27 protein-coding genes, 2 tRNA genes and 1 pseudogene are annotated in these 25,727 nt (G+C 67.6%); 14 read left to right on the forward strand and 16 right to left on the reverse strand.

The features are described from left to right. From FHT02_RS12005 to feoB, 3 genes are all read left to right on the forward strand, one after another. Window positions 1-1,086 (forward strand): glycoside hydrolase 5 family protein, encoded by a 1,086-nt coding sequence (locus tag FHT02_RS12005; protein ID WP_246352366.1) that lies wholly within the window; start codon window positions 1-3, stop codon window positions 1,084-1,086. Between the two features lie 288 nt (window positions 1,087-1,374). Beyond that, on the forward strand, window positions 1,375-1,647 hold the full coding sequence (locus FHT02_RS12010) for a FeoA family protein (RefSeq protein WP_184087842.1): 273 nt from the start codon (window positions 1,375-1,377) through the stop codon (window positions 1,645-1,647). Window positions 1,648-1,651: 4 nt separating this feature from the next. After that, complete coding sequence (gene feoB / locus FHT02_RS12015) at window positions 1,652-3,511, forward strand: ferrous iron transporter B (RefSeq protein ID WP_184087983.1); 1,860 nt, start codon at window positions 1,652-1,654, stop codon at window positions 3,509-3,511. 60 nt (window positions 3,512-3,571) lie between these two features. Here feoB and FHT02_RS12020 read toward each other — a convergent pair whose 3' ends face one another. Then, complete coding sequence (locus FHT02_RS12020; RefSeq protein ID WP_184087844.1) at window positions 3,572-3,745, reverse strand: DUF4169 family protein; 174 nt, start codon at window positions 3,743-3,745, stop codon at window positions 3,572-3,574. Window positions 3,746-3,798: 53 nt separating this feature from the next. Between FHT02_RS12020 and ssb the strand changes: the two genes are divergently transcribed. Beyond that, on the forward strand, window positions 3,799-4,356 hold the full coding sequence (gene ssb, locus FHT02_RS12025) for a single-stranded DNA-binding protein (RefSeq protein WP_184087846.1): 558 nt from the start codon (window positions 3,799-3,801) through the stop codon (window positions 4,354-4,356). 99 nt (window positions 4,357-4,455) lie between these two features. Here ssb and FHT02_RS12030 read toward each other — a convergent pair whose 3' ends face one another. Together FHT02_RS12030 and FHT02_RS12035 are read right to left on the reverse strand one after the other, a co-directional pair. Then, window positions 4,456-4,674 carry a hypothetical protein gene (locus FHT02_RS12030; RefSeq protein ID WP_184087849.1) on the reverse strand — a complete coding sequence of 73 codons (219 nt, stop codon included), beginning with the start codon at window positions 4,672-4,674 and terminating at the stop codon, window positions 4,456-4,458. A 51-nt stretch (window positions 4,675-4,725) separates the two neighbouring features. After that, window positions 4,726-5,085 carry a hypothetical protein gene (locus FHT02_RS12035; protein WP_184087851.1) on the reverse strand — a complete coding sequence of 120 codons (360 nt, stop codon included), beginning with the start codon at window positions 5,083-5,085 and terminating at the stop codon, window positions 4,726-4,728. 161 nt (window positions 5,086-5,246) lie between these two features. On the opposite strand from FHT02_RS12035, the gene FHT02_RS12040 reads away from it, so the two are divergent. Continuing rightward, window positions 5,247-5,714: a hypothetical protein gene (locus tag FHT02_RS12040; protein WP_184087853.1), complete on the forward strand. Its 468-nt coding sequence runs from the start codon at window positions 5,247-5,249 to the stop codon at window positions 5,712-5,714. 34 nt (window positions 5,715-5,748) lie between these two features. Here FHT02_RS12040 and metW read toward each other — a convergent pair. Beyond that, a pseudogene (gene metW, locus FHT02_RS12045) lies at window positions 5,749-6,393 on the reverse strand (methionine biosynthesis protein MetW); the annotation flags it as partial. Continuing rightward, entirely contained in the window at window positions 6,339-7,460 is a 1,122-nt protein-coding gene (metX, locus tag FHT02_RS12050; RefSeq protein ID WP_184087857.1) for a homoserine O-acetyltransferase MetX, read from the reverse strand. The gene metX and the pseudogene metW, both read right to left, overlap by 55 nt. A 79-nt stretch (window positions 7,461-7,539) precedes the next feature. Between metX and hisC the strand changes: the two genes are divergently transcribed. Continuing rightward, window positions 7,540-8,634 (forward strand): histidinol-phosphate transaminase, encoded by a 1,095-nt coding sequence (hisC, locus tag FHT02_RS12055; RefSeq protein WP_184087859.1) that lies wholly within the window; start codon window positions 7,540-7,542, stop codon window positions 8,632-8,634. Next, entirely contained in the window at window positions 8,634-9,542 is a 909-nt protein-coding gene (locus tag FHT02_RS12060) for a prephenate/arogenate dehydrogenase family protein (protein ID WP_184087861.1), read from the forward strand. The genes hisC and FHT02_RS12060 overlap by 1 nt, the downstream gene beginning before the upstream one ends. Window positions 9,543-9,556: 14 nt before the next feature. On the opposite strand, the gene FHT02_RS12065 is transcribed toward FHT02_RS12060, so the two are convergent. From FHT02_RS12065 to ftsE, 4 genes are read right to left on the reverse strand one after another with little or no spacing between them, the layout of a single operon-like run. Next, on the reverse strand, window positions 9,557-10,267 hold the full coding sequence (locus tag FHT02_RS12065; protein ID WP_343056932.1) for a lysophospholipid acyltransferase family protein: 711 nt from the start codon (window positions 10,265-10,267) through the stop codon (window positions 9,557-9,559). Then, the gene (locus tag FHT02_RS12070; protein WP_184087863.1) at window positions 10,249-10,782 is read right to left on the reverse strand and encodes an ElyC/SanA/YdcF family protein; all 534 of its coding nucleotides are present in this window, start codon (window positions 10,780-10,782) and stop codon (window positions 10,249-10,251) included. Before FHT02_RS12070 ends, FHT02_RS12065 begins: the two co-directional genes overlap by 19 nt. After that, window positions 10,779-11,660 carry a cell division protein FtsX gene (locus FHT02_RS12075; protein ID WP_184087865.1) on the reverse strand — a complete coding sequence of 294 codons (882 nt, stop codon included), beginning with the start codon at window positions 11,658-11,660 and terminating at the stop codon, window positions 10,779-10,781. The genes FHT02_RS12070 and FHT02_RS12075 overlap by 4 nt, the downstream gene beginning before the upstream one ends. Continuing rightward, on the reverse strand, window positions 11,660-12,361 hold the full coding sequence (gene ftsE / locus FHT02_RS12080; protein ID WP_184087987.1) for a cell division ATP-binding protein FtsE: 702 nt from the start codon (window positions 12,359-12,361) through the stop codon (window positions 11,660-11,662). The genes FHT02_RS12075 and ftsE overlap by 1 nt, the downstream gene beginning before the upstream one ends. Window positions 12,362-12,522: 161 nt before the next feature. On the opposite strand from ftsE, the gene FHT02_RS12085 reads away from it, so the two are divergent. Continuing rightward, window positions 12,523-13,290 (forward strand): zinc-ribbon domain-containing protein, encoded by a 768-nt coding sequence (locus FHT02_RS12085; RefSeq protein WP_184087867.1) that lies wholly within the window; start codon window positions 12,523-12,525, stop codon window positions 13,288-13,290. Here the strand turns inward: FHT02_RS12085 and FHT02_RS12090 are convergent. After that, window positions 13,262-14,620 (reverse strand): MATE family efflux transporter, encoded by a 1,359-nt coding sequence (locus FHT02_RS12090; RefSeq protein ID WP_246352367.1) that lies wholly within the window; start codon window positions 14,618-14,620, stop codon window positions 13,262-13,264. The genes FHT02_RS12085 and FHT02_RS12090 overlap by 29 nt on opposite strands. 125 nt (window positions 14,621-14,745) lie before the next feature. On the opposite strand from FHT02_RS12090, the gene FHT02_RS12095 reads away from it, so the two are divergent. The 3 genes from FHT02_RS12095 to FHT02_RS12105 all read left to right on the forward strand — a co-directional run bounded on the left by FHT02_RS12095 (window position 14,746) and on the right by FHT02_RS12105 (window position 18,397). After that, window positions 14,746-14,832: transfer RNA gene (locus tag FHT02_RS12095), tRNA-Leu, on the forward strand. Window positions 14,833-14,965: 133 nt separating this feature from the next. Beyond that, complete coding sequence (locus FHT02_RS12100; RefSeq protein WP_184087869.1) at window positions 14,966-17,800, forward strand: TonB-dependent receptor; 2,835 nt, start codon at window positions 14,966-14,968, stop codon at window positions 17,798-17,800. 60 nt (window positions 17,801-17,860) lie between these two features. Continuing rightward, window positions 17,861-18,397 carry an NADPH-dependent FMN reductase gene (locus FHT02_RS12105; protein WP_184087871.1) on the forward strand — a complete coding sequence of 179 codons (537 nt, stop codon included), beginning with the start codon at window positions 17,861-17,863 and terminating at the stop codon, window positions 18,395-18,397. 150 nt (window positions 18,398-18,547) lie between these two features. On the opposite strand, the gene FHT02_RS12110 is transcribed toward FHT02_RS12105, so the two are convergent. The 5 genes from FHT02_RS12110 to argH are packed head-to-tail and all read right to left on the reverse strand — an operon-like array spanning window position 18,548 to window position 23,137. Next, window positions 18,548-19,501, reverse strand: coding sequence for a zinc transporter ZntB (locus FHT02_RS12110; RefSeq protein WP_184087873.1), 954 nt, complete (start codon window positions 19,499-19,501; stop codon window positions 18,548-18,550). After that, window positions 19,498-20,256 carry a precorrin-2 dehydrogenase/sirohydrochlorin ferrochelatase family protein gene (locus FHT02_RS12115; protein WP_184087875.1) on the reverse strand — a complete coding sequence of 253 codons (759 nt, stop codon included), beginning with the start codon at window positions 20,254-20,256 and terminating at the stop codon, window positions 19,498-19,500. The genes FHT02_RS12110 and FHT02_RS12115 overlap by 4 nt, the downstream gene beginning before the upstream one ends. Next, entirely contained in the window at window positions 20,253-21,512 is a 1,260-nt protein-coding gene (gene lysA, locus FHT02_RS12120) for a diaminopimelate decarboxylase (protein WP_184087877.1), read from the reverse strand. The genes FHT02_RS12115 and lysA overlap by 4 nt, the downstream gene beginning before the upstream one ends. A gap of 9 nt (window positions 21,513-21,521) precedes the next feature. Then, window positions 21,522-21,761, reverse strand: coding sequence for a lipoprotein (locus FHT02_RS12125; protein WP_184087879.1), 240 nt, complete (start codon window positions 21,759-21,761; stop codon window positions 21,522-21,524). Beyond that, window positions 21,758-23,137: an argininosuccinate lyase gene (gene argH, locus FHT02_RS12130; RefSeq protein ID WP_184087881.1), complete on the reverse strand. Its 1,380-nt coding sequence runs from the start codon at window positions 23,135-23,137 to the stop codon at window positions 21,758-21,760. Before argH ends, FHT02_RS12125 begins: the two co-directional genes overlap by 4 nt. Window positions 23,138-23,189: 52 nt before the next feature. Between argH and FHT02_RS12135 the strand changes: the two genes are divergently transcribed. Beyond that, on the forward strand, window positions 23,190-23,711 hold the full coding sequence (locus tag FHT02_RS12135) for a TlpA family protein disulfide reductase (RefSeq protein WP_343056933.1): 522 nt from the start codon (window positions 23,190-23,192) through the stop codon (window positions 23,709-23,711). Window positions 23,712-23,722: 11 nt separating this feature from the next. Here FHT02_RS12135 and FHT02_RS12140 read toward each other — a convergent pair. Further along, window positions 23,723-23,796, reverse strand: a tRNA-Gln gene (locus tag FHT02_RS12140). A 153-nt stretch (window positions 23,797-23,949) separates the two neighbouring features. On the opposite strand from FHT02_RS12140, the gene FHT02_RS12145 reads away from it, so the two are divergent. Together FHT02_RS12145 and FHT02_RS12150 are read left to right on the forward strand one after the other, a co-directional pair. Further along, window positions 23,950-25,005, forward strand: a complete 1,056-nt coding sequence (locus FHT02_RS12145) for a Ppx/GppA phosphatase family protein (protein WP_184087991.1) — start codon at window positions 23,950-23,952, stop codon at window positions 25,003-25,005. After that, a complete protein-coding gene (locus tag FHT02_RS12150; protein WP_343056934.1) occupies window positions 25,002-25,691 on the forward strand; it encodes an RlmE family RNA methyltransferase in 690 nt (229 codons plus the stop codon). The genes FHT02_RS12145 and FHT02_RS12150 overlap by 4 nt, the downstream gene beginning before the upstream one ends. Window positions 25,692-25,727: the final 36 nt, after the last annotated feature.

Raw genomic sequence — 25,727 nt, forward strand, 5'->3', positions numbered from 1 at the left:
ATGGGGTGCAACTTCACGCCCTCCAGCGCGATCAATCAGCTCGAAATGTGGCAGGCCGAAAGCTTTGATCCTGCGCTGATCGATGCCGAACTCGCGCTCGCTGCGTCCATCGGCATGAACGCGGTCCGCGTGTACCTCCACGACCTCCTTTGGGCCGATGATGCCCCGGGGTTCACCGCGCGGATCGAGCAGTTCCTGGCAGCGGCCGACCGGCACGGCATTCGCACCATGCTCGTGCTGTTCGATTCCTGTTGGCATCCTGAGCCGGCGCTCGGCCCCCAACCTCAGCCCAAGGCCGGAGTTCACAATTCCGGCTGGGTCCAGGCGCCCGGCGTGCCCGCCTTGCGCGATCCGGCCCAGCGCCCTCGGCTCGAGGCCTATGTTCGCGGCATCGTCGGGCATTTCCGCACGGATGCCCGCGTGCTTGCCTGGGACATCTGGAACGAGCCCGACAACGGCCCCGATGTGGCGCTTTGCGACGCCGGCGAGCTTCAGGGCAAGGCCGATCTGGTGCTGCCGCTGCTGACCGATGCCTTTGGCTGGGCTCGGGACATGGCCCCGGCACAACCGCTCACCAGCGCCATCTGGCTCGGCGACTGGTCGTCGCGCGATCGCTTGTCCCCACTCCAGCAGGCCCAGACCGGCCTGTCGGACATCATCTCCTTTCATAACTACGGCGACGCGGCCGATTTCAGCCGCCGTCTCGACTGGCTCGGCGCGTTTGGGCGTCCCGTGCTGTGCACCGAATTCATGGCGCGCCCGGCGGGCAGCACCTTTGAGGCCATCCTGCCGCTCGCCAGAACGCGCCGCGTCGGTGCGTTCTGCTGGGGCCTCGTGCGGGGCAAGACGCAGACCCATCTCCCTTGGGCCTCCTGGGAAAGCCCCAATCTGGCCGGCCTCGAAGGCAAGTGGTTCCACGACATTTTCGACGCTGGCGGCGTTGCGCACGACGCGCAGGAGGTGGAATTTCTTCGGCTGCTGAATGCGATCGACGACCGCGCGCCCCACTGGCCGATCGTTGGGATCCCCGCCGACGCCAACAGTGCCGCGCCTCGAACCGCGGAGCAGCACAGCGAAGCGGCCTGAACCTGGCTCGAATCGTTCGGGCTGGTCAGGGTGAGAGGAGCAGCGTGCCCGTATTCGTGGCGCTTGCCGGGCAAGAGACTGCCCGTCGACGCCCTCCGTTGCGGCACGATCGCCATCGCCGAACTTGCAACGCCAACCCCACCATAGCCACCGGCAAGCGGACGCTTGTTCGTCAGGGCGGGTTCACCGCGGCCACGTCCGTACGCAGCAGCCCATGCGTCGATTCACGCTTCTTCCAGAGCATAAAACCCTAGCTATCTTCCGCACTTATTGATAATCACTCGCAGCATGAACATGGCCGCAGCGATTCCCGTGCCAGTGCGCCTTGCCCAGCTTCCCCGCATGAAGCCCGGCACCGTGTCTGATGTCGATTGGACTCACCTTTCCGAACCTGAGGCGCGCCGCCTGCGCGAGCTGGGGCTCGACGAAGGCGTGGAGATTGAACTGCTCCACCGCGCCGGGCTGTTCGGCGGCCCGGTCGCTTGCCGGATCGGGCGCATGACCGTGGCGTTGCGCCGCCATGTCGCCGCCGCGATCCACGTTTCGCCGAGCGTCGGCTGACGTCATGAACCCCGCACCGCTGGTGGCGCTGGTCGGCAATCCCAATGCCGGCAAGAGCGCGCTGTTCAATGCGTTGACCGGTGCGCGGCAGAAGGTCGGCAATTATCCCGGCGTCACCGTGGAGCGCCATTCGGGGCGCATGGTGCTGCCCGATGGCCGCCCAGTCGAGCTGATCGACTTGCCCGGCACCTACAGCCTCGACCCCTCCAGCCCGGACGAGCAGGTCACCCGCGACGTGCTGTTTGGGAAGCAAGCCGGGGAGCGGCTGCCCGACGCGATCGTGACCGTGGTCGACGCGTCCAATCTCGACAACCATCTACGCTTCACGCTCCAGCTGATCGCGCTCGGCCTGCCGATCGTGGTCGCGCTCAACATGGTCGACCTGGCCGAGCGTGACGGGCTGAAGCTCGATCCCGAGCGGCTCGAGCGCGAACTGGGCGTGCCGGTGGTCCCCACCGTCGCCGTCCGCCGCCGCGGCCTCGACGCGCTCAAGGACCGTATCGCCGATCTCGCCCGCACCGCCGGCAAGGCGCAGCCTAACCCTGCGATCCAGCATGACATGATCGTGCTTCAGCGCCGCGCACGGCAGATCGCCAGCGCGGTCACCGTGTCCGAAACCGCGGCGCGCCGCTGGACGCACCGGCTCGACGCGATCGCGCTCCACCCCGTTTCCGGTCCCATCCTGCTGCTTGGCCTTCTCTTCATCATGTTCCAGGCGGTGTTCGCCTGGTCCGAAGCGCCGATCGGCTGGATCGAGGCGGGCATGGCCTGGCTCGGCGGCGCTGTGGGCGACGCGCTGCCCGAAGGATTGCTCCGCTCGATGCTGGTCGACGGCGTGATCGGCGGTGTGGGCGCGGTGATCGTGTTCCTGCCTCAGATCCTGATCCTGTTCGCTTTCATCCTGGTGCTCGAGGCGACCGGCTATATGGTCCGCGCCGCCTTTCTGATGGACCGGCTTATGGCTGGCGTCGGTCTTTCGGGCCGCGCGTTCATTCCGCTGCTGTCGTCCTTCGCCTGCGCGGTGCCGGGCATCATGGCGACGCGGACCATTTCGGATGAAAAGGACCGGCTCACCACCATCCTGATCGCCCCGATGATGACCTGCTCGGCGCGGCTGCCGGTCTATACCATCATCATCGGCGCGCTGATTCCGGACCGGGCGATCGGCCCGGGGGTCGGCTTGCAGGGCGTGGTGCTGTTCGCGCTCTACATCCTGGGTATCGCCGGCGCGTTCGTCGCCGCGCTCGTGCTTCGCCGCACCGTGACCAAGGGCGCGACCTCGGGCTTCATGATGGAAATGCCAAAGTACCAGCTGCCGCGCCTGCGCGACATCGGTCTGGGGCTGTGGCAGCGCGCCGAGATATTCCTCAAGCGCGCAGGCACCATCATCCTGGTGACCACTATCGTGCTTTGGGCGCTGCTCAGCTTCCCCAAGCCGCCGGAGGGCTCGAACATCTCGCCGGTCGATTATTCGGTCGCTGGCCGCATCGGCAACGCGCTGGAGACGGTGGTCGCACCAATCGGCTTCAACCGGGACATGGCGCTGGCGCTGATCCCGGCCATGGCCGCGCGCGAAGTCGCGGTGGCCGCGATAGGCACGGTGTATGCGATCGACAATCCTGACGATGCCGCAGGCGAAGCCTCGATCCGCGACAATCTCCAGGCGCATTGGAGCCTGCCCAGTGCGCTTGCTTTCCTGATGTGGTTCGTCTTCGCGCCGCAGTGCATTTCGACGATCGCGGTGACGCGGCGAGAGACCAATGGCTGGAAATGGCCGGCCTTCATGCTCGGCTATCTCTTTGCGATTGCGTATATTTCCGCCGGACTGACCTATTGGACCGCCGTCGCGCTGGGGTTGGGCTGATCCGCTAAGTCATTGATTTCTTTTAGTGGCCAACCGCTTTCCGCGTCGACAAGATAGTGGCTAGTCGCGCTTCGCCCCATCCAGTTCCCGCTCGGCCCTGGCCCGCTCGGCCGCCTCGGCCTGCTTCTCCGTCTTGCTCTGCCCGAACTTGGCGCGGTTCGCCGCTGCGTTGATTTTGGCGGTCGTTTTCGCCCTCGCCTTGCGCGCCCGGTTCAGGTTAATGATCTCGGCCATACCGCATCCTAGCGCCGGTCCGCCTGGCGCCCAATCGATTACTGGAGTTCTGAATGGCCGGCAGCGTCAACAAGGTTATCCTGGTCGGCAATCTCGGGCGCGATCCCGAAAGCCGCAGCTTCCAGAACGGCGGCAAGGTGGTCGAACTGCGCATCGCCACCTCGGAGTCGTGGAAGGACCGCAATTCGGGCGAGCGCAAGGAAAAGACCGAATGGCACACGGTGAAGGTCTTCAACGAAGGCCTCGCCAATGTCGCCGAGCGCTTCCTGCGCAAGGGATCCAAGGTCTATATCGAAGGCGCGCTCACCACACGTAAGTGGCAGGACCCGCAGGGCAACGACCGCTACTCGACCGAAGTGGTGCTCCAGGGCTTCAACAGCGTCCTTAACATGCTCGACGGTCCAGGCGACCGTCAGGGCGGCGGCGGCCGCAGCAGCGGGCCGAGCGACGATTTCGGTGGCGGCGATGATATCGGCGGTGGTGCGCCCAGCCGCGGCGGTTCGGGTGGCGGCAACTTCAACAGCGGCGGACAGCGCAGCGGCGGCAGTGGCGGCGGCAGCAACTATGGCGGCGGGTTCTCGGACGATCTGGACGACGACGTTCCGTTCTGATCCGCCCTTGCATGCAGGACCGCTCAGCCGCGGACCTGCAATGCCGGCGCTAGATTCCGACGCTTCGCTCGCGCCACAGCAACGCAGTCGCGCGTGGGTTCACCCCGCCCCCGGCCCACAGGCCGAGCCCATGCACGATGGCGTTGCCGCCCTTGGCGCTCTGGAGTAGCAGCCTTGGGGCTGCCGACCCATATAGGCCGGCGTCTCGTCGGGCAGATACAGGTGGGTGAGGCTTGGATGCAGCGCGATCAGCGCAGTGTCCGAGCGAAGCTTCAGCGTGTCGATGATCCGGTAGCGGCGCTTCGGGAAATACAGCACGCGGTGCGTGTCGATCGCCCGCTGCAGCGCAGCAGTGTCGCCGGTGGCCTTTTACCCCGAAATCGCGGACATTTGCCCAGTCGCATACTGGCGGCAGCGCGCGGATCTTGGGGGAAGGCGCGCTGCCGCCCGGCGGAGCGCCATCGATACGCCGGTCGCATAAGCTCCGATCGTGCCCGGCGCCAACAGCTTCAACCCGTAGGAGAAGTCTTGCACCAGGTAGCGCCGACCCGATCCTGGGACCGTTCTGCTGCTGTCGCAAAAGCGGGCGAAGGTCGGCGTGTTGTTCGCCACAATCCGACCATGGAGCGCAATCGGACGAAGGGCGCCTTCTACCTGGACATCGGCGGGTTGATCAATGTCAGCGAGCAGGCGGCGATGTTCTTCAAGGTCGCCGACGTCCTGGACCATGATCCGGCGCCGTCGCCCCAGACCAACGCTGTACGTCAATCCGGCGCTCTACGACACGCTGGGACGGATCTACCGCGACGGGTTCCGGGTGCGGTTCTAAAGGCGGGCGGGCAACCCCGGGGGCCGGCGCACGTTGGGGCTTCCAAATGGAAGGATCGACGATGCGCTATTGGCCCCTAGGATTGGCATTGCTGCTGGGCGCGTGCGGCGACCGGGGAGACGGCACGGGCAACGCCACCGTGGCAACCACCGATGATCCCATCGCGCAGAACGTCGTCGCGGCGGCGGCGCAGGGGACACCGGCGGCGGTGGCGGCGGCGGTCGACTGCAACAACACGCCCTCGTTCGTGCCGATCTATCGCGAGGCGCAAGTCACCACCTGTGTGTCGGGGCCTGATGGCGAGCCGCGCCATGTCAGCGGCTCGATCGTCTATACCACGCACACCAGCCCGGGCGACGTGCTCGCCTGGTCGCTCGACCAAGCCAAGGTGGCGGGGCTCACCGACGCGGCGGTGCAGGGCAACAAGCTCACCACCGGCGTGCATGAGGGGCGCAAGCTGATGATCGTGTCCGAACCCTATGGCGGCGCCACGCGTGTGACGGTGAACTGGGGCGGGCCCGTGCGCTAGCGGCTTGGCCGCAAGGCGGGCGGGGTGCGGGCCGTCACTCGGCGCGGCGCAGCAGAAACACCGCGTGCTCGGCGAACAGGTTCGCCATCGCCGATCCGGTGCGCTGGTCTCCCGACAGAAACCAGCAGCCCTCGACCACGATCCCGCGCGTCTTCAGGAAGGCGCGGAAATCGTCCACGGTCACGTGGTGGATATTGGGGGTGGCGTACCATTCCACCGGCAGCAGCCGCGTGACCGGCATGCGCCCGCCGAACAGCAGCGACGCGCGCACCCGCCAATGCGCAAAGTTGGGGAATGACACGAAGGCCCGGCGCCCGATCCGCAGCAGCTGGTCGAGCACCCAGTCGGGGCGGCGCGTGGTTTGCAGCGTCTGGCTGAGGATCGCGTAATCGAAGCTGTTGTCGGGATAATCGGCCAAGTCGATATCGGCGTCGCCCTGCACCACCGACAGCCCGCGTCCCATGGCCGCGGCGACGTCGCGCGCGTCGAGCTCGAGCCCGCGCGCGTCGCAGCCATGCCGGTCGCGCAGCGCCGCCATCAGCGCGCCGTCGCCGCAGCCGATGTCGAGCACGCGGGTGCGCGGCTGGACGGTCGCGGCGATGATCGAAAGATCGGGGCGCAGGGTCATCGCGGCGTCCCGTTCTGGAGAAACCCGCCGATCACACGGTCCAGTTCGGGGCTTTCCAGCAGGAAGGCGTCGTGGCCGAAGGGCGAGGACAGCTCGACAAAGCTGGCAGGGGCGCCCGCGGCGTTGAGCGCGTGGACAATCGTGCGCGACTCGCTGGTCGGGTACAACCAGTCGGTGTCGAAGCTGACCAGGCAGAAGCGCGTGTCGCCGCGAAACGCGTTGGCGAGCGTCCCCCCATGCTCCTCGGCCAAATCGAAATAGTCGAGCGCGCGCGTGATGTAGAGGTAGGAGTTGGCGTCGAACCGGTCGACAAAGCTCAGCCCCTGATGGCGCAGGTAGCTTTCGACTTGGAAATCGGCGTCGAAGCCGAAGGTCTTGGCGTCGCGTGCCTGCAATCGGCGCCCAAACTTGGCGGTCAGCCCGGCTTCGGAGAGATAGGTAATGTGCGCCGCCATCCGCGCCACCGCGAGGCCCGAGGCGGGCGGATCGCTGTCATGGTAATAGTCGCCGCCGCGCCAGCGATGGTCGGCCATGATCGCCTGCCGTCCGACTTCGTGAAAGGCGATGTTCTGCGCCGAATGCCGGGCTGCGCTGGCGATCACCACTGCCGCCGCAACGCGCTCGGGAAAGGTCGCAGCCCAGCTGAGCGCCTGCATGCCGCCCATCGATCCGCCGACCACCGCGAACAGCCGCGCGATGCCGAGATGGTCGAGCAGCATCGCCTGCGCGCGCACCATGTCGCGGATGGTGATCACCGGAAACGCCATGGCCCAGGGTTTTCCGGTCGCCGGGTTGATGGTCGCGGGGCCGGACGAGCCCAGGCAACTGCCGAGCACATTAGCGCAGATCACGAGGTACTTGTCGGTATCGATCGGCTTGCTCGGACCGACCATGCGCGTCCACCAGCCCGGCTTGCCGGTGCGCGGATGGTTCGACGCCAGATGATGGTCGCCGGTCAGCGCATGGCACACCAGGATCGCGTTGCCGCCATCGGGCGCCAGCGTGCCATAGGTTTCATAGGCGATGTCGACCGGCGACAGCAGCACGCCGCCGTCGAGCCGCAGCGGCCCCGGCAACGTCACCGTACGGCTCAGGCCGAAACGCGCATCCTCAGACATGCCTTCGCGTTACGCAGGGCAGCGCGCGGGTTCAAGCGACGCTTGCCAAGCCCCTGCCATTGGGCCACTCCGCGCGGCCATGAACGCTCCCGTCGCCAAGCCCTGGGTCATGGACATCGCCCCCTATATCCCGGGGCGCGCCACCACCGATGACGGCCGCAAGGTCGCCAAGCTTTCCTCCAACGAGAACCCGTTCGGGACGCCCGAGACGGCGCGCCGCGCCTATGCCATGGCCGCCGCCGAGCTGGAGCGCTATCCCGACGCCAGCGCCGCGGACCTCCGCTCGGCATTGGCCGCGCATTACGGGATCGAGGCCGACCGCATCGTCTATGGCACCGGCTCGGACGAAGTGCTCCATTTGGCCGCCGGCTCGTTCGCGGGTGTCGGCGACGAGATCATCTATGTCCGCTACGGCTTCGCGGTGTACGATATCGCCACGCGCCGCGTCGGCGCCACGCCGGTGGTCGCGCCCGACAAGGACTATGCTACCGACGTCGACGCGATCCTCGCGGCGGTGACCGAGAAGACCAAGGTCGTCTTCGTCGCCAACCCGAACAATCCGACGGGCACCTACACCGTCAGGGCCGAGATCGCCCGCCTGCATGCGGGACTGCCTGCGCATGTGCTGCTGGTGCTCGACCAAGCCTATACCGAATATCTCGACCCCGAGGATGATGACGGCGGCCTCGAACTCGCCCGCACCCAGACCAACGTGCTGGTCACGCGCACCTTTTCCAAGATCTTCGGCCTAGCCTCGGAGCGGGTGGGCTGGGGCTATGGCCATCCCGACCTGATCGGCGCGATGCATCGCATCCGCGCGCCGTTCTCGTTCGGGATCGGCGCAGGCCGCGCCGCTGTCGCCGCGCTGGGCGACGCCGCTTTCATCGAGCGCAGCCGCAGCCACAACAAGGCATGCCGCGCCTGGTTCGCGCAGCAGATCGACGCGATGGGCAACAAGGGCCTGCGCGCGGTGCCGTCCAAGGCGAACTTTCAGCTGGTCCTGTTCGAAGGCGATGTGACCGGCGAACAGGCGTACAAGGCGTTGATGGACGCGGGGTATATCGTCCGCTGGCTGCCGGGGCAGGGGCTTGCTCATGGCCTGCGCATCACCATCGGCAGCGAGGAGGAAATGCGCGGCGTGGTCGAGGCGCTGCGCCGGCTGGTCGGCGCCTGATGCTGCCTTTCGCGCGGGTCACGGTGATCGGGCTGGGCCTGATCGGCTCGTCGATCACGCGCGCGGTGCGGCAATATATGCCGAGCGTGCGGATCACCGGACATGACGCCGATCCGCAGGTTCGCGAGACTGCCGTCCGTCTCCAGCTGTGCGACGATGTCGCGGACACGCCGGGCGCGGCGGTGATCGATGCCGACCTTGTCATCCTCTGCGTGCCCGTCGGCGCTATGGGGCAGGTGGCCGGCGAGATTGCCGACGATCTGCCCGCCGATGCCGTACTGAGCGACGTCGGATCGTCGAAGGAGACCGTTCTCGCCGCCGTCCGCGAAGCCGCGCCGCACGCGCTGTTCGTACCGGCGCATCCCGTTGCGGGCACCGAGAATAGCGGCCCGGAGGCAGGCTTCGCGACGCTGTTCCAGCACCGCTGGTGCATCGTCACCGCGCCCGAGGGCACCGATCCGCTCGCCGCCGAGCGCGTCTGCGAATTCTGGCGGCGGCTAGGCGCGATGGTCGAGACCATGGAGCCGGCGCATCACGACCGCGTGCTCGCGGTCACCAGCCACTTGCCGCACCTGATCGCCTATACGATCGTCGGCACCGCATCGGACCTGGAGGAAGTGACCGCGTCGGAGGTGATCAAATATTCCGCGGGCGGCTTCCGCGACTTCACGCGCATCGCCGCGTCGGATCCGACCATGTGGCGCGACGTCTTCCTGTCGAACCGCGAGGCGGTGCTCGACATGCTCCAGCGCTTCACCGAAGATCTCACCAGCCTTCAGCGTGCGATCCGCTGGGGTAAGGGCGACGAGCTGTTCGACCTGTTCACCCGCACCCGGGCTGTCCGCCGCTCGATCATCGACCAGGGGCAGGACGACGCCCGGCCGGACTTTGGCCGCGCGCACGATTAAACGCAAATCTCTCCTTACAGAGGAGGATGGTTGAGGTGGTTCATCTCGGCATGCACTCGTGCCTCGATCTCTGCACGAGGCAGGCCGGCGGGTATCGGATCGCCGAAGCGGAACGTGACGGTGCCCGAATGCAGCGGCCCGACCTTGGGCCACACCCGCGCCGAATCCAGCGCGATCGGGATCAGCGGGAGGCCCACCGCGCGGTATAGTCCGGCGAGGCCGGCCTGGAGGGGCGGCGCCTCGCCTATCGCGCTGCGGGTGCCTTCGGGGAAGATCACCACGGGGCGTCCGGCGGCGCCCGCCGCCTTGGCCTCCCGCATCATCTGCCGCAGCGCCGAGGCCGATCCGCTACGGTCGATCACGATGATGCCATAGCGTTTGGCCGCCCATCCCCATACCGGGATCCGGGCATATTCCTGGCGCATCACCACCGCCGGCGCATCCAGCAGGCGGACGAGTTCGAAGGTTTCGTAAAAGCTCTGGTGCTTGGCGGCATAGAGCGCCGGCCCGCGCATCGGCGCGCCGTCGAAGCGCGTGTGGATGCCCATCAGGTTGCGCGCGCACCAGCCGTGATAGCGCGTCCACCCCACCACCCAGCTGCGGAAGAAGCTCTTCCCGAACAATGCAGCCACCGGCGCGAGCAGCACGATCGGCACCGACCCGCCATAGAAGGCTGTCTTGAAGATCAGCGCCCGCAGCCGCTCCATCAATCGGCCCTCAGCCACAGCGCGATCCGGCGCACCAGATATTTGTTGTACTCACGCAGCAGCACGCGCCATCCGGTGATGCTGCGCACGCCGTCGCCTACCACCTCGACATCGCTGCCCAGGCTGTGCACCAGTTCCATCCGCGCGCGCGGCATGTGCCAGTCGGTGGTCACCAGCCGCACCGATTTGAAGCGATGCCGCTTCACCCAGGCGGCGGTCTCCTCGGCGTTGGACCGAGTGTCGACCGCCTGCCAGCCCAGATCGATGCAGCAGGAGAACAGCTTGCGGTCGATCTTGTACTCCACGGCGAATTCGACTGGCCGAACGTCGACATCGACGCCGCTGACCAGCATCCGTTCGGCCTCACCATCGCGCAATACCCTCAGCCCGCGATCGATCCGCCCGGATCCGCCGGTCACCACGACGATGCCGTCGGTCTTGCGGCCATCGAGCGGCCTGCCGAGCGAGAGCATGAACACGCCAAAGCCCAGCGCCCAGGCGACGATCAGCACCAGGATCGTCCGCCAGATCACAGCGTCTTGCCCAGGGTGCGCAGTACCGCCACGCGCGCGGCGACTGTCGCCAGCAGCGCGAACAGTACCGGCAGCAACAGCAGGACCAGCCAATCGCGCAGGGCCAGCGTCACGCCGGTGAGCACTTCGGAGCCCACCGCCGCCATGCGCGCCTGAAGGAACCACACCACTGCGAACGCCACCACCGCACCCGCGAGCCCGCCGCTGAGCGTGTCAAAGGCAATGCGGCGCTGGAACAAGCGGGCGATCTGGACATCGGTGGAGCCGAGCATGTGCAGCACATCGATCGTGTCCCGGTGCGTGTCCAGCCCCGCGCGCGTGGCGAGCAGCACCACCGCGGCGGTTGCGGCGGCGATCAGCAGCATGAGGCCGACGGCAAGCCAGCTCATCGTCACCAGGAAGCTGCGCACGGGGGAGAGCCACTGGGCGTGCCGGTCCACCCGCGCGCCCGGCGCGACCCTGCGCGCCGCCTGTTCGACTCCGGACGCGTCGTTGCCGCGCAATTCGACATCGATCATCGCCGGCATCGGCAGGTCGGGATCGAGCCCGGAGTCTCCCAGCCACGGACGCAGCAACTCGGCAAGCCGGGTACGGTCCACTTCCTGGGCGCCGGAAACGCCGGGAAGCGTTCGCAGCGTGGCGAGCAGCGCCGCGGCGTGGCGGTCGCGCGCCTGGGCGTCGGGATCGACGATCTGCACGGTCAGCCGCCCGGTCAGCTGGCGGTCCATCTGCGCGGTGGCGGCAAACATGCCGAGCCCCAGCGCGCCGGCCAGCACAGTCAGGAAGACCATGATCGCCATGATCCAGGTCATCACCCGCGCACGCCGCCCGGTGTCGAGCAGGCTGCGGTTGCGAGCGGCAGGTCCGTATTCGACCATCAGGCCGACTTTGGCGGATTGCGCAGCGCGCCGGTGGCGTCGCTCAGCCGCCCCTGTTCGATCCGCATCATGTGCGCGGTGGGGATGCGATTGATCAGATGGAAATCGTGCGTTGCCACCACCACGGTGGTGCCGAGCCGGTTCAACGATTCGAACAAGTGCAGCAGCCGCTCGGCCATGGCGGGATCGACATTGCCGGTCGGCTCGTCGGCGACCAGGATCTCGGGCCGCCCGATCACCGCGCGGGCGATGGCGATGCGCTGCTGCTCGCCGCCCGACAGCGTCGGCGGCTTGGCACGGCTCCGCTCGATCAACCCGACCCAGGCCAGCATCTCGCGCACCGGCGCTTCCACGTCGCTCTCCGGCACGCCCGCCACGCGCAGGGGCAGCGCGATGTTGTCATAGGCCGACAGGTGCGGAACCAGGCGGAAGTCCTGGAACACCACCCCGATGCGGCGGCGGAAGCCGGGCAGACGGGCGCGGGGCAAGACGCCCGCATCCTCGCCGAACAGCCGGACCACGCCGCGCGAAGGCCGCTGGGCGAGGTAGAGCAGCTTGAGCAACGAGGTCTTGCCCGCGCCCGACGCGCCGGTGAGGAAATAGAACGCGCCGCTCTTCAATCCGAAATTGACGTCAGAAAGCGTCTCCGGCCCGCTGCCATAGCGCAGCCCGACATTTTCGAATTGAACGATATTGGCCATAAGCGCGGCCACCGGCTCCTTGTCTGCGTAACGCCAGCCATTGCACGTCCGTTCGGGTCGCTCAAGCCGAGCGCCAGCGCGCCGGACTCTTGTTCGCCCGATTCGAACGGGGTAGGTTCGGCGCGACCGGCCAGTGGGCAAGCCGGTGCTTGAGACGGTTCATGATCCTCGAATGCAGCCAGTGCCGGACCCGGTACCTCGTCCCCGACACCGCCGTCGGCGCGCAGGGGCGCACGGTGCGCTGCGCCAATTGCAAGCATAGCTGGTTTCAGGCGCCGCCGGTCGGCGAGGCCCTCGCTGCCCCCATGGCCGTGCCTGAGCCCTCCGCGCCGCCGCCCGAGCCGGCACCCGCACCGCGCGTGCCCGAACCTGTCGTGCCGCGCACCGCGATGGAGGCCCCCCGCGCCCAGCCCGCGCCGCGGCTATACGAAGACGCGCTTGCCGATGCCGGTCCTGACTATGATCCCTTCGCGCCGCGCCCGCCCTTTCGCCCCCGCAAGAACCCGGCGCGTAAGTGGACCGCCGCCGCGATCGTCGCGGGGGTGTCGATGCTGCTAGGGCTCGCAGCCATCCTTTATTCCGGCGCGCCCGGCATCGCCGCGCAGCTAGGCCTCGGCATTGGTGGCCCCGTGGAGACCCCGCTGCTGTTCAGCGACAAGAGCGTGGAGCGCAAGGTCATGCCGAACGGCAGCGAGGCGCTGGTCGTCTCCGGCAAGGTCCGCAATCCCACCGGCGACCGTCAGCAGGTGCCCGACATCCGCGTCGAGCTGCGCAATGCTTCGGATGACTTGGTCTATAGCTGGCGGATCACGCCGGAGAACCGCCAGCTGGCGCCGAACGGCTTGCTCGATTTCACCGGCGCCAAGGTCGATGTCCCGGCCAATGCCACGGTGGTGCAGCTCAGCTTCGCGAGCGAGATCGGCGGCTGATCCAGGCGAAGCGGCCGCCGTTCAATAACGCGGCGGCGACCATGCCCATGCCCGACGCCAGCACCAATCCGGTCGTGTCCATGCCGATCTTCACCAGCCACAACCCGGCTCCACCGGTGACGACGAAGAAGGCGAGGATGCCGTTGATCCCCGCCGCCACCTGATCGCCGAGCGACCGCAGCGCATAGACGAACACCACCTGCACGCCGTCGAACAGGATGAACGGCGCCCAGATCGCCAGCATCGCCATGGCGAGCGCGTGCACGCCCTCGCCCGCCGGGAATAGTTGGATGAAGGGGGAAGGCGCGAACACCAGCACCAGGGCGAGCAGACCGGTGGCGAGCGCCGCCAGCACCGCGGCGATCATCGTCCGCCCCTCCGCCGCCTGCGGCACGCCTTCGCCCACCGCGTTGCCGACGCGCACGCCCGCCGCCGATCCCAGCCCCAGCGCCACGGCGAAGGTGACGTTGTGGATCGAGAACACGATCTGAAAGGCATGCGCCTGGACGTCGCCCAGCTGTGTCGACAGCGCGATCAGGATCGCGAAGCCGACCAACTCGAGCCCCGACGCTACCGCCGGCACCACCCCGAAGCCCAGCAGCCGCACTGCTCCGGCAAAGGTGGCGGCGCTGGCGAAGTCGGACAGGTCGCGCACCCCGCGCGGCTCGGCGCGGGGCAAGGTCCAGGCGACCGCGACCATGCCGATCGCGCCGAGCGCCGAAGCAATCGCCGTCGCGCCCGCAGCACCCACCGCGCCCAGCGCCGGCAGCCCCAGATGCCCGCCCGAAAGCGCCCAGGCGAGCAGCGCGTTGGCCGGCAGGATGGCCAGATTGACCACGGTCACGCGCTGCGGCCGGCTCACCCCTTCCAGAAAGAAACTCGCGGCGATGATCACCAGCTGGAAGGGGTAAGCGAGCGCCATCACCCGCACCACCGCCGCCGCGCCGGGCACCGTGGCGGGCGCGACGCCGATGCCGCGCAGCATCGGTTCGGGAAAGGCGAACAGGATCGCGCCGCTGATCAGCCCCAGCAGCACCGCCAGCGCGAGCCCCTGGTGCAGCACCCGTCCGGTCTCGCGGAGTTCGCCCGCGCCGTCGGCACGCGACACATGCACCAGGATGCCGGTCAGCGCGCCCAGCCCCATGACAATGCCGGGGAAGGTGATCGCCCGGCTGGCGCCCAACGCCGCGGCTTCATGCGCGCCGGTCAGGCCCACCACCGCTACGTCGGTGACGTGGAGGATCGTCCAGTTGAGGCTGGTCAGCATCACCGGCCATGCCAGCGCCAGGATGCGGCGCATTTCAGCGTAAAGGGCGGGAGTCAGCTGCATGGCCGCGGGCTTAGGGGTCCGCGATGATTCAGGAAAGTGCGCAAACCCCGCTTGCCATGCTCTGGACTGGCTGCTAGGGGCCGCTGCCTTACCAGCCGTCGGGGCTCTCCGACGGAGTTTCACGTGCGGTCGTGGCGGAACTGGTAGACGCGCAACGTTGAGGTCGTTGTGGCCGAAAGGCCGTGGAAGTTCGAGTCTTCTCGACCGCACCAGAAACCAAAAGCGGCGCCCTTCGGGGCGCCGTTCTTTTTTCCGAGCTCTGGCACATTCTTGCGACAAGTCGCTTGTAGCGAGGCGCTACGCACGCCGGTGCCAAACGTGCGGGCGCTGAGGGAGTTCTATCGTATGCGGAAATGGGGATGCGCGATCGCGGGGCTGATCGTCGGCGCCTGGCCGGTGACGGCGATGGCCCAGGACCAGAGCCAGACACCCCCCGTCGCCGAACCCGCGCCGTCGCCCGATGCCGAAGCCGGCATCGCTGAGGAAGGGGCCGAGGAGCAGCCCGAGGAGATCGTCGTCACCGGCACGCTGCGCGGCGCGGTGCAGAGCGATATTCCGGCCGAGGTGCAGCTCTCGCCGGCCGATATCCGCTCCTATGGCGTCAACAGCATTTCCGAACTGCTGACCGAACTCGCGCCGCAGACCGGCAGCGGTCGGGGGCGGGGCGGCGATGCGCCCGTGGTGCTGCTGAGCGGCCGCCGGATCTCGGGCTTCCGCGAGCTTCAGGACATTCCCACCGAAGCGATCGAGCGCGTCGACATCCTGCCCGAGGAAGTCGCGCTCAAATATGGCTATCGCGCCGATCAGCGCGTCGTGAACATCGTCCTGCGCGAGCGCTTCCGTGCCGTCACGACCGAACTCACCGGATCGATGCCCACCGCCGGCGGCACGGTCACCTCGCGCGGCAACTTCGGCCTCAACCGGATCAGCCGCGACGGGCGGCTGCAGTTCGACGTGAAGTACAACGCGACCTCCGGCCTGCTCGAAAGCGAGCGGGATCTTTTGTCCCGCAATGCCGCCGGACAGCTGGCCGACGTGCGCGGCAACATCACCGGCATCGACGGCGGGCAGATCGACCCCGCACTCAGTGCGCTTGTCGGATCCCCCGTGACGCAAGCGGGCGTACCGGTTGCGGCAGCGGGCGGCATGCCCACGCTAGCCGATTTCGCCGGCACCGCGGGTACGCTCAACGTCACCGATCTTTCCCCCTATCGCTCGCTGATTGCTCCGTCCAAGCAGCTGAACCTGAACGGCGTGCTGACCCGCAACCTGTCGGAGAAGGTCACCGGGACCTTCAACCTAAGTCTCGACGCCACTCAAAGCCGTACGCTGCTCGGCCTGCCCGACGGCACGCTGACGATCGGCGCGGACAGTCCCTTCTCGCCCTTCGCGCAGGATGTGCAGCTCGACCGTTTCTATGACGAACTCCTGCCACTCTCCCGGTCGACGCGCAGCACCACCGCGCATGCCGGGTTCAGCTTCAACGGTGATGGCCTGCCCTGGGACAAGGAATGGCGCTGGTCGCTGACCGGCAATTACGACCGGACGAACAGCCGCACGATCACGCAGCGCGGGATCGACCTGTCACCCGCACAGGCGCTGGCCGACGCCAACGATCCCGGCTTCAATCCTTTCGGTCCGCTGCCGCTGTTCGCCTTAAACAGCCTGCCGGCGAACTTCGCCCAGTCGACCACCAATGTCGGGTCGGTGGACGCGCTGCTGAACGGTCCATTGTTCAAGCTTCCCGCCGGGGATGTCGCCACCAGCATCCGCGTCAGCGGCCGCACCTCGGACCTCGACAGCTATTCGCTATCGAATGGTGTCGCCCGCACCGGTGATATTTCGCGCCAAAGCGGCAGCTTCCGGGCGAATATCGATCTGCCGCTCACCAGCCGCCGCCGCGAGGTGTTGAGCGCGATCGGCGACGTGTCGCTCAACGGCAATATCGAAGTCGAACAGCTTTCGGATTTCGGCACGCTGATCACCACCGGCTATGGCGTCAACTGGTCGCCCATCCCGGCGCTGCGGCTGATCGCCTCGTTCACCGACGAAGAAGGTGCGCCGAGCGCGAGCCAGCTTGGCGGCCCGATCCTGGTCACGCCCAACGTCCGCGTGTTCGATTTCGTGCGCGGCGAGACAGTGGACGTGACCACCACCACCGGGGGCAATCCCTTCCTGACCGCTGACAGCCGCCATGTGATGAAGCTGGGCTTGAACCTGCGCCCCTTCGAGAAAGAGGATTTCAACCTCAGCGCCAATTATGTGACCAGCAAGACGCGCAACCAGATTTCCAGCTTCCCCTCGATCACGGCGCAGGTGGAAGCAGCGTTCCCCGGCCGCTTCACCCGCGATGCCAGCGGCCGCCTGATCGCGCTCGACAACCGGTCGGTGAATTTCAACCGTGCGGAGCGGCAGGAACTGCGGTGGGGGTTCAACTTTTCCAAGGCGCTGACTTCGGCGCGGGAGCGGGAGTTCCAGGCCCGCCGCGCCCAGATGCAGGCCGCTCGAGAAGCCGCGCGCTCCGAAGGCAGCGCTCCGCCCGCCGAAGTGACGCCACCGGGTGATCGTCGGCAAGGCGCAGGCGAGGGGCAGCGCCCGGGCGGCTTCTTCGGCAGGGGACCTGGTGGGCCGGGGGGCGGACGCGGCGTCGGTCCGCGCGGCGGCTTTGGCGGCCGGGGTCCGGGCGCACGCGGCGGGCGGCTGCGCTTCAGCCTGTTCCACACCTGGCAGTTCAAAAACGAGATCGAGATTCGCGACGGCCTGCCCGTGCTCGACCTTCTCGACGGCGCCACGCTGGACGATACCAGCGGCAACGGCGTCAGTGCGCACGCGCTGGAGGGCAATGCCGGCTACAACAAGGACGGTTTGGGCGTGAACCTGACCGGCAATTGGCGCAGCGGCCGGCAGGTGCTGACCGGTGAGGCGGGCAGCGGCGACCAGCTGAACTTCAACAGCCTGACGACGCTGAACCTGCGTGTGTTCGCCGATCTCGGCCAGCTCGCCGGCCCGCGCAAGCGCTGGGCGCGCGGCAGCCGCGTAAGCCTCAGCATCCAGAACATCTTCGACGCGCGCCAGCGCGTCACCGATGCCACTGGGATCGTGCCGCTGAACTTCCAGCGCGATCTGGTCGATCGCCAGGGCCGCACGGTGCGCTTGAGCTTCCGTAAGCTGTTCTTCTGAGCCAATGCCGCAGCCCCGCGGTGCTGGCGCGGCGCGGGGGTTTCGGCTAGCGGAACGGGCATGAGCCAGCCCCATATCGTCGCCCTCGGCGGCACGCTCCGCGCCGAATCGACTACGGGACGGCTGCTCGCCGCAGCGCTGTCGGCGGCGGAGGCGCGCGGCGCGCGCACGACGCTGCTCACCGGCGACGCCATCGCGTTCCGGCACTACGAACCCGGTCTGGGCAAGGGAGATGCCGCCATCACCCGCTATCTGGAAGCGCTGCGCACCGCAGATGCGGTGATCGTCGGTTCACCGGGCTATCATGGCACGCTGTCAGGGTTGGTGAAGACCGCGCTCGACTATGTCGAGGAACTGCGGACCGATGACCGGGTCTATTTCGACGGAATCCCGGTGGGCCTGCTCGCCACCGCCGCGGGCTGGCAGGCGGCGGTCTCGACCCTGCACGCGCTGCGCACCATCACCCACGCCCTGCGCGGCTGGCCGACGCCGCTTGGCCTGGCGATAAACACTGCCGAACCCGGCGACGCGATCGTCCGCGCGCGCGGCGGCATCGACACCATGGTTGGCCAGATTTTCACCTTCCTGAACCGCTGACGCATCGGGTTTCGCGCACCGCAGTTCCCCGGCGAGGGTCTGGCCCAGCTGCGCTGCCGTCGAAGCGGCGATATGCCATCGCAAGTTCGCCGAAACTGGGCCACCGCCTTGCCGGGGATGGCTAGGCTTTGACGCGGTGCGCCCAGCCACTCACGGCTCGAACCAGTGCCGCCGTACGAAATACCCGGCGATCGCCACTGCCATCGCCACGCACACCCCCACGACGCCCCAGAACGCCCAAGATGCATGTGCAAAGGGTATCCCCTCGACATTCATTCCCAAGAGCCCAGTGAGAAAGGTCAGCGGCAGAAACACCATGGCGACGATCGCGATCATCAACGAGCGCTGGTCGATCTGCTCGGCGCGAAGGTCGGTCAGCGTCTCGTGCATCACCGCCGCGCGCTCCCGGATGCTTTCCAGCTCCTCGGCCATGCGCGCCGCACGATCCGCGGCGGCGTTCAGATGCAGCCGGTCGTCGTCGCGCAGCCATTCGCCCGGCAGCGCTGCGAGCCGCTCCAGCGCCGCACGCTGCGGATTCAGGAAACGGCGATAGCCGATCGCTTGCGTGCGCGTCTGGTTGACGCTTCGGCGCAGCTGGAACACTTGCTTGCCGGCGATCTGTTCCTCGCAATCGTCCAGCGTATCGCCCAGATCGGCGACCACGGGATCCAGTTCCTCGGTGATCGCCTGCGATATCGCGGCGATCAGGTCGCCCGGGTCCAGGATCTCTCCGGCCTCCACTTGTTTGCGCACCGGATCGATGGCGTTGAGCGGTTTGCGCGTGACCGAGAAGACATGCCCGCCCTGCGCATAGATGCGGATCGAGGCGAGCGGGTCCGAACTGCCCATCGCTTCGGAAGACAGGCCGCGCAAGTTGATCACCGCGCCATCGCCCACCGCGTCGCAGCGCGGGCGCGTTTCGACGGCGGTCAGCGACTCGAGAACGAAAGGTCCAAGCCGCGCCTCGCCACCCAGCCACGCCTTGGCGCGTCCGTCATTGGTCGTCAGGTGCGTCCAACTGAGATTGGCCTGCTCGTGCAGCGCCTCACGCAGCGTGGTCTTCCGTGCCTTTCCCTCGTGCACGACATAGGCAAAACCGCTCAACCCGCCATCTCCAGGTCCACCGACATGCCCTCGCCTGACTCCGTCGGCGGCGCGTCGCAGGGAATCCGTACCGCATCGGCTCTGGCGCGGTCCAATATCGCGTCGGGCACGTCGGGCCGGTGGAACAGGCGGTCCGCGCCCGCCAAGAACCGCGCCTCGCGCAGGGTAAGATCATCCGGATCGCCTGACCTGAGCCGAATACGGATGAGCGCGCGAGAGGGTGCCGCCGCGCGCGCCAGCCATGGGCCGACTGCATCTTCGGAACCCTCCAGCAGAGGGTCGAGCTGCCCCGCGAAGGCCGCTCCCAACGCCCGCCGCCGCTCCGCGCCATCGGGCCACCGCGCCCGCATCGCGCCTCGCGCGGCGTGCAATGCCTCGGCCAATCGCCCAAGCCGCGCCGGCAGCAGCACCTCCAGCTTCTGTCGCAGCGCCGCGGCCAGCCCCGCCGACACGCCAGCGGTGCCGATCGCCACCAATACGGGTGAGCGATCGACGATCGCGGGGACCGTGAAGTCACAAAGCTCGGGCCGGTCGACGGTGTTCACCAGCACGCCACGCTCGCGCAGCGCCGTCACGATCCGTTCGGGATCGTCCACGGCGACCACCGCCAGGCTTGCCCGATCCTCGATCCCCACGATCTTCGCACCGGCGCGCTCCAGCAGCCGCCGCTTGGCCTCCGCCGCTTCGCCTTCGCCGATCAGGATCACCGGCCGCCCCGCCAGCTTCACGAACAAGGGCAGGGCGGGCAGGCTCATTTCAGCCAGTCCGGGACATGCTCCTCGGCCATGATCGTCTCGGCGGCGATCCGCCCAGCGACCACGGCATAGGTGTCGCCCGACACCAGCACTTCGGGCACCAACGGGCGGCTGTTGTACGTGCTCGCCATCGTCGCGCCATAGGCGCCGGCGCTGCGCAGCACCGCCAGGTCGCCGGACTTCACCACGTCGATCTCGCGCCCTTTGGCGAACACGTCGCTCGATTCGCATACCGGGCCGGCAACGTTGGCGGTCATCGTCTCGCCGCTCGGCTTCACCGCGACAAAGTCGTGATAGGCATCGTACAGCGCCACGCGCGCCAGGTCGTTCATCGCCGAGTCGACGATGACATAAGGATGCGTGACGCCGGGCTTTACCCACAGCACCTGCGTCAGCAGCACGCCGGCATTGGCGGCGATGACCCGGCCAGGCTCGAACATCAGCTCGACGTCCCAGCCGCGCGTGACCCGCGCGACCATCTCGCCGAACTCGGCCGGGGATGGGGGAGTGTCGGTGGTACGGTACGGCACGCCCAGCCCGCCGCCCAGATCGACATGGGTGATGCTGTGCCCGGCGGCGCGCAATTCGGCGACGAGCTCGCCGACGCGGGTATAGGCCCGCTCCAGCGGCTCCAGGCTCTGGAGCTGGCTGCCGATATGCACCGCAACGCCGCGCAGGTTCAGACCCTGCAGCGGCGCGAGCCGGTCGAAGATCGCGCGCGCTTCGCTGATCGGCAGCCCGAACTTGTTCTCGGCGCGTCCGGTGGAAATCTTCTCGTGGGTTCCCGCGTCAACGTCCGGGTTGACCCGCAGCGTCGCCGGCGCCCGAATATTCCGAGCGACCGCGAGTTCGGAAAGGACCACGCCCTCTTCTTCCAGTTCCAGATTGAACTGGCCGATCCCGGCGTTCAGTCCCTGGTCGAGCTCGGCGCGGGTCTTACCCACGCCGGAAAACACGATGCCTTCGGGCGGCATGCCTGCCGCCAGCGCACGTGCCAGCTCGCCGCCCGACACGACATCGGCGCCAAAGCCTTCATTGGCGAGCAATCGCAGCACCGCCAGGTTCGGATTCGCTTTGATCGCAAAGGCGATGCGCGCGCGCGGGACGCCAGCCAAACCCTCGCGGAACGCGCGGGCGTGGCGTTGGAACGTGGCAGTGGAATAGACATAGACCGGCGTGCCGACATCGGCGGCGATGCGCGCAAGCGGCACATTCTCGGCGTGGAGTTCGCCGTCGATCAGCGTGAAATGGTCCATCGTATTCCGTCAGTTCGGGGGAGGCAGGTCGAACTCGTCGCTGCGGCGACGCTCCGAGCTCTGGATCAGTTCGTCGCTGCGCGCCGGTCGCGTCAGCGGCGCGGGCTGCAACAGGTCGGCCGGGGTCGGTGTGGCAGTCGCGCCATAGGGCGGAGGCGGCAGCGCCTGCCCCTCAGCAGGCTTCAGGTCGCCGCGCGCACCGCAGCCCGCCAGAGCAGCCGACATTGCCACCAGCAACAACTGTTTCATCGCTCGTTCTCCTCACGCGCCGCACGTGCCGCCGCGATCGCCTCGCGCACCCGCATTGGCGACGTGCCGCCAAAGCTGGTGCGGCTCGACACCGATGCATCGACGCTCAGTACGTCATACACGCGTCCGTCGATCCGCGCGTCGATTGCTTGCAGCGCGTCCAGGGGCAGCTGGTCGAGCCGCAGGTTTTCGGCCTCGGCCTTCGCCACTGCGCGCCCGGTGATGTGATGCGCCTCGCGGAACGGCACGCCGGCTTCGCGCACCAGCCAGTCGGCCAGGTCCGTCGCGGTGGAAAAGCCGGCTTCCGCCGCCGCGCGCATCCGCGCCTCGCGAAAGGTCGCGCTTTCGACCATGCCGGTCATCGCCGCGATCGACAGCCCCAGCAGGTCGTGCGCCTCGAACACCGGCGGCTTGTCGTCCTGCATGTCCTTGGAATAAGCGAGCGGCAAGCCCTTCATCGTCATCATCAGGCTCATCAGCGCGCCGGTGATCCGCCCCGAATGACCGCGCACCAGCTCGGCCGCATCGGGGTTGCGCTTTTGCGGCATGATCGAGCTGCCGGTCGACCATTGGTCGCTCAAGGATACGAAGCCGAAGGGCTGGCTCGCCCAGATCACGAATTCCTCGGCCAGCCGCGACAGATGCAGCGCGCATTGCGACGCGCAGGTGAGATATTCGAGCGCGAAGTCGCGGTCGGACACCGAGTCGAGGGAATTGCGAGTCGGCCCGTCAAAGCCAAGCGCCCCGGCGGTGGCCTCACGGTCGAGCGGGAAGCCAGTGCCGGCCAGTGCTGCCGATCCCAGCGGGCACAGGTTCATCCGCGCCCGCGCATCGGCGAAGCGCGAGCGGTCGCGGCCGATCATTTCGTAATAAGCCATCAGATGGTGGCCCAAGGTCACCGGCTGCGCGCTCTGCAAATGCGTGAAGCCCGGCATCACCGTCGCGGCATGCTCTTCGGCGCGCATCAGCAAGGCTTCCTGGAAAGCGTCCAGCGCCGCCTCGACCTGGTCGATGGCGTCGCGCACCCACAGCCGGAAGTCGGTCGCGACCTGGTCGTTGCGCGATCGCGCGGTGTGCAGCCGTCCAGCAACCGGCCCGATCTTCTCGGACAATCGCGCTTCGGTCAGCATGTGGATGTCTTCGAGCGCCAAGTCGTCGGGCACACCCTCGGCCTCGAATGCGTCGGCGACCTGTGCCAGCCCGTCCGCGATCCATTCGGCATCCTTGGCCGCAACGATGCCCTGCTTGCCCAGCATGGCAACATGCGCCTGGCTGCCGCGAATGTCCTGTCGCCACATGCGCTTGTCGAAGGGGATAGACGCGTTTATCTCACGCATCACTGCGGACGGCCCTTCGGCGAACCGCCCACCCCACATCGCATTGGAGCTGTCCTTGCGCCCAGCTATCGCGCTTCTCCTCACAGGCTTGGTGGCAATCGGCGGCTGCGATAGGGCCTCACAGCCGCCGCAGCAAGCGACGCAAAACAACTCCGCCGCGCCGGCGCCCACGCCGGGCAGTGTGGACCGCAGCCACAAGGGCGCGGCGGCGCCCTCGATCCCGTTCGAGGATCCCGCCGGCAAGACAGTGACGCTCGCCAGTTTCAAGGGCAAGCCGGTGCTGCTCAACCTGTGGGCGACCTGGTGCATCCCCTGCATCAAGGAGATGCCGACGCTCGACGCCCTTGCCGGGCAGAAGGCCGGTGCGCTCCAGGTTCTCGCTGTCAGCCAGGATTTCAAGGGCAGCGAAGCCGTCACCCCGTTCTTCCAAAAGAACGGGTTCAAGCATCTCCAACCCTATCTCGATGCCGACGCGGCGTTCAGCCTGGGGCTGGGCGCAAATCTGCCCACGACGATCCTCTATGATTCGGCGGGCAAGGAAGTCTGGCGTGCGCTGGGCGAGCGCGACTGGGCAGGCGCCGGAATGGCGGCGTTGCTGGCCGAAGCGCAATGATTTTAGCAAGTTGGATGCCCCGTGAGGATTCGAACCTCAATTAACGGAGTCAGAGTCCGTAGTCTTACCTTTAGACGACAGGGCACCAAGAGGGGTGCGCAATAGTCGGCGGATTCTGCCCTGTCAACGCCGTCGTGCGACCTTGCTTGCCCTCATTCCTTCGCTGCGCTAGCCTGCATCCCAAGCACCGGCGGTTCCGTTTTGGAGCCGTGACGGAAGAAGATAAGTGAGTGAAACCATGGGGGATGGCTCCGCCAGACTGCCCCGCGGCCGGAGGAACGTTGCTCCCCGGCCTGCGCCCAAGCCGCTCGAAGAGCGGCAAATCCGTGCGCGGATGCCGGAAGGGCGGCATTATGCCGCGCTCGATCTGGGCACCAACAATTGCCGCCTGCTGATCGCGCGCCCCGCCGGATCGGCGTTCGTGGTCATCGATGCGTTCTCGCGAATCGTCCGGCTGGGCGAGGGATTGGCCGCGAGCGGCAAGCTGTCGGATGCCGCGATCGATCGGACGCTGGCGGCGCTGCGGATTTGCGCGGAAAAGCTCAAGCGCCGCAACGTTGCGCTCGCCCGCTCGGTCGCGACCGAGGCCTGCCGCCAAGCTTCGAACGGGCCCGCCTTCATCGAACGCGTCTATGCGGAAACGGGGATCGCCCTGGACATCATCACCGCCGAGGAAGAAGCGCGCTTGGCCGTGCTCGGCTGTCACGCGTTGCTCGAAGCGGGGGATGGCCCGGCTCTGGTGTTCGACATTGGCGGCGGCTCGACCGAGCTGGTGCTGGTCGATTCGCGGTCGCCCGTGCCCCGCATCCTGGACTGGCACAGTGCGCCCTGGGGCGTTGTCTCGCTGACCGAATCGGCGCGCGCCGAGGACACGGCCGAGGGGCGCGCCCGCGCTTATGCCGACATGCGCGCCCGTGTCGCCGAAAGCTTCGCGCCCTTTGTCGCGCGGCTGAAGCGTCCGCGCGGCACCCCGCGCCTGCTTGGCACCAGCGGCACCGTGACGACGCTCGCCAGCGTCCATCTCGGGCTGCCCAGCTATGACCGGTCGGTGATCGACGGCCTGATCGTTCCATCCGCAGCGATGCGTGACGTCAGCCGCCGCATCGGCGCCATGAGCATCGCCGAACGCGGCCAGGTCCCCTGCATCGGCAACGAGCGCGCCGATCTGGTGGTCGCCGGCTGCGCTATCCTCGAGACGATCCTGGATCTATGGCCGGCCGAACGGCTCGGCATCGCCGACCGCGGCATTCGCGAGGGTATTTTGCGTCGATTGATGAACGGAGACACGTTGTGAGCCGCGGCGGAGCACGGGGCCATACCCGCGTAAAGACGGCGCGCAGCCGCACCGCGCAATCGACGCGCTGGCTCGAGCGCCAGTTGAACGATCCCTATGTGAAGCGCGCCAAGGCCGAAGGCTATCGCAGCCGCGCCGCCTACAAGCTTACCGAGTTGGACGAAAAGTTCGGCTTCCTGCGCGGGTCCAAGCGCATCATCGACTTGGGGCTCGCCCCGGGCGGCTGGACGCAGGTCGTGCGCAAGCGCTTGCCAGGCGCCAGCGTGGTCGGCATCGACTTGCTTCCGGTGGATCCGATCGAAGGCGCCACCATTCTCCAGATGGACTTCATGGACGATGCCGCGCCCGCACGCCTGATCGAGGAGCTGGGCGGCGCACCCGACCTGATCCTGTCCGACATGGCCGCGAACACCGTCGGTCACCCGCAGACCGACGCGCTGCGCACCATGGGGCTGGTCGAGGCCGCGCTCGACTTCGCGCTGCGGGTGCTCGAACCCGGCGGCACCTTTGTCGGCAAGGTGTTTGCCGGCGGCGCGGATTCGAGCCTGGTTGCCGAGATGAAGCGCAACTTCACCACGGTGAAGCACGCCAAGCCCCCTGCCAGCCGCAAGGGCTCGGTGGAGTGGTTCGTCGTCGCGCAGGGCTTCAAGGGCGTACGGCCGCCCGAGGTCGAGCCGGAAAGCTGAAAATGCTCCCCCGGGCATGGATAGAAATGAAAAGGG

This window comes from Sphingomonas xinjiangensis (assembly GCF_014199255.1).
In the GTDB taxonomy this organism is placed as follows: Bacteria; Pseudomonadota; Alphaproteobacteria; order Sphingomonadales; family Sphingomonadaceae; genus Sphingomonas; species Sphingomonas xinjiangensis.